The organism is Mycobacterium sp., assembly GCF_032159565.1.
Lineage (GTDB): Bacteria > Actinomycetota > Actinomycetes > Mycobacteriales > Mycobacteriaceae > Mycobacterium.
This window is the reverse complement of sequence record NZ_JAVHWR010000120.1, coordinates 1-3,075: the sequence shown is the minus strand read 5'-3', so window position 1 is coordinate 3,075 and position 3,075 is coordinate 1. Positions and strand designations below refer to the sequence as shown.

3 protein-coding genes are annotated in these 3,075 nt (G+C 65.8%); all 3 read left to right on the top strand.

The features are described from left to right. Positions 1-534, top strand: a 534-nt coding sequence (locus tag QOC76_RS14880) for an FAD-dependent oxidoreductase (protein WP_526357606.1), incomplete at its 5' end; no start/stop codon positions are given. Beyond that, the gene (locus QOC76_RS14875) at positions 531-1,694 is read left to right on the top strand and encodes an aromatic ring-hydroxylating oxygenase subunit alpha (protein ID WP_526357605.1); all 1,164 of its coding nucleotides are present in this window, start codon (positions 531-533) and stop codon (positions 1,692-1,694) included. The genes QOC76_RS14880 and QOC76_RS14875, both read left to right, overlap by 4 nt. Before the next feature lie 42 nt (positions 1,695-1,736). Then, the coding region (locus tag QOC76_RS14870) for an aldehyde dehydrogenase family protein (RefSeq protein WP_526357604.1) at positions 1,737-3,075 on the top strand (1,339 nt) is incomplete at its 3' end.

The window sequence follows — 3,075 nt, the reverse complement described above, 5'->3', positions numbered from 1 at the left end:
GCATGGGCGCCGCAGCTGCTCGCCGAATTCGGCATTCCGATCACCATCGAACGTCAGGTGCTGTACTGGTTCGACCCGCGTGGCGGCACAGCGCCTTTCGAAGACCATCCGATCTTCATCCACGAAGACACCACTGGTGCGCAGGCATACGGCTTTCCGGCGATCGACGGTCCCGACGGCGGTGTGAAGGTGGCGTTCTTCCGCAAGGGCATCGTGTGCACACCGGAGACCATCGACCGGACCGTGCACGACCAGGAGATCGCCGAGATGCGAGACCGCGTCGCCCGGGTGGCGCCTGCGCTCGACGGCCCCTGCGTGCACTCGGCGACGTGCATGTACTCCAACACGCCCGATGAGCATTTCGTCATCGCTCGCCACCCGGATTCCGAGAACATCACCGTGGCGTGCGGCTTCTCGGGCCACGGGTTCAAATTCGTCCCCATCGTCGGGGAAATCCTCGCCGACCTCGCCATCGACGGCGTGACCGGCCACCCCATCTCGTTGTTCGACCCGAAGCGACTGGTGACGACATGATTCCAGATTTTCCGCCCCTTCTCGGCCCGCCCGCAATGGACCCACCACCCGCCCTGCGTCACACGCTCGCAGGCGAGTACTACGTCAGCGACGCGGTCTTCGCGTCCGAGCAGGAACGCATTTTCGAGAACCTGTGGTTCTGCGCGGTGCGGTCATCCGAACTCGCCTCACCGGGAAAATTCAGGAAGGTCCAGGTGGGACGAGAAAGCGTGCTGCTGGTCCGTGGTCGCGACGGGTTGTTGCGGGCGTTCCTCAACGTCTGCCGCCACCGCGGCGCTCAGCTGTGCACCGAGGCGGAGGGGGAGGTGAAGCGCAGCCTGCGCTGCTCCTACCACTCCTGGACCTATGCCCTGGACGGCAAGCTGATGGCCGCGCCCAACATCGCGTCGCTGACCGACGAGACCGGGGCGGCGATCGACCGCTACCGATACGGCCTTGTTCCCGTCGCGCTGACCGAGTGGCTCGGCTACGCCTGGGTCTGCATCTCCGACACGCCGCCGCCCTTCGAGGACGTCGTGGCCGAGACGACCAGGATCCTCGGCGACTCCGACGTCATCAACCGCTACGGCATCGGCGGCCTTGACGTCGGCCATCGCGTGGTCTACGACGTGGCGGCCAACTGGAAGCTGATCGTCGAGAACTTCATGGAGTGCTACCACTGCTCCTCGATCCATCCCGAACTCGTCGGTGTGCTTCCCGAGTTCGCGAAAGGGGTGGCGGCACAAGCCAACATCGGTCTGGGTGCCCAATTCGGTTCCGAGGTATCCGGATTCACCGTCGACGGCACGGCGGGCTTCGACCGCCTGCCCGGTATCACCGACGAACAGGACCGTCGCTATTACGCGATCACCGTCAAACCGACGGTGTTCATCAACCTGGTTCCCGACCACATCGTCTTCCATCGGATGTTCCCCGTATCGGCGTCGCGGACCATCGTCGAATGCGACTGGCTCTACACCGCCGACGTGGTGTCCTCGGGCCGCGACGTCTCCCACTCGGTGGAGCTGTTCCACCGGGTCAACGAGCAGGATTTCGGTGCGTGCGAGCGAACTCAGCCATCGATGTCCTCCCGGGCCTACCGGAACGGTGGTGTCCTCGTACCTGCCGAACATCACATCGCGGAGTTCCATGAGTGGGTAGTGTCCCGTCTCGGTGCCTGATGTCGCCGCCGGAGCGGCTCCGCAAAGCGAGGTGAGCGGAACATGAACGGTGAACCCGATCTACTGATCGGTGGGAAGTGGCGTCACGCCTCCGATGGCGGGACTCGCGAGATCATCAACCCTGCCGAAGGCAGCGTCGCCGCGGTGGTCGACGAGGCCACCCCCTCCGACGCGCGCGCCGCCGTCGCGGCCGCGCGAAAGGCCTTCGACGACGGCGGGTGGCGCGCAACCTCGGTCGCCGACCGTGCCGACCTGCTCGAGCGGGTCGCAGACCTGCTCCAGCGGGACAAGGAGTCGCTCGCCGAACTGGAGACCAGGGACACCGGCAAGACGCTGGCCGAGAGCCGCATCGACATCGACGACGTCACGTCGGTCTTCCGCTACTACGCAAAGCTTGCCGCCGTCGAGTCGGACCGCATCGTCGACGTCGGCGATCCCGCCGTGATCAGCCGGGTGGTGCGCGAGCCCATCGGGGTGTGTGTGCTGATCGCGCCGTGGAACTATCCGCTGCTGCAGATGTCATGGAAGATCGCGCCCGCGCTGGCCGCCGGTTGCACGATGGTGGCCAAGCCGAGCGAGGTCACTCCGCTGACGACCATCGCGTTCGTGCACCTACTCCAAGAGGCCGGTGTGCCGGATTCGGTGGTGAACCTGGTGCAGGGCAGCGGCGCCACGCTGGGGTCCGCACTGACCGATACCCCCGACGTCGACTTCATCTCGTTCACCGGCGGAGTGGCCACCGGCAAAACCATCTCCAAGGTCGCCGCCGAGCACGTCACCAAGGTGGCCGTCGAACTCGGTGGCAAGAATCCGCACATCGTGTTCGCCGACATCGCCGACTCGGGCGATTGGGACGCAGCCGTCGACCACGTCCTCACCGGTGTGTTCCTGCACTCCGGACAGGTCTGCTCGGCGGGTACCCGGCTGATCGTCGAGGAGTCCATCGCCGACGACTTCGTCGCCGATCTGGCCGGGCGCGCGGAGCAGATCCGGATGGGCGACGGTATGGACCCGGCCAGCGAGACCGGCCCATTGGTCTCCGAACAACAGCGTGCCAAGATCGAAGGTCATGTCCAGCAAGGCATTTCCGAGGGCGCCAAGTTGGTTACCGGCGGCGCCCGGCCCGCTGACCCGGCGCTTGCCAAGGGCAGTTTCTATTCGCCCACGATCTTCGACCGGTGCGATCGGTCGATGCGCATCGTCCAGGAGGAGACCTTCGGGCCGATTCTCACGGTCGAGCGCTTCACGACCGAGGCCGAGGCGATAGAACTCGGCAACGACACGGAATACGGTCTCGCGGCGGGCGTTCGGACGTCCGATCAGGCGCGGGGCGAGCGTGTGGTGCGGGCACTGCGGCACGGCACGGTGTGGCTCAACGATT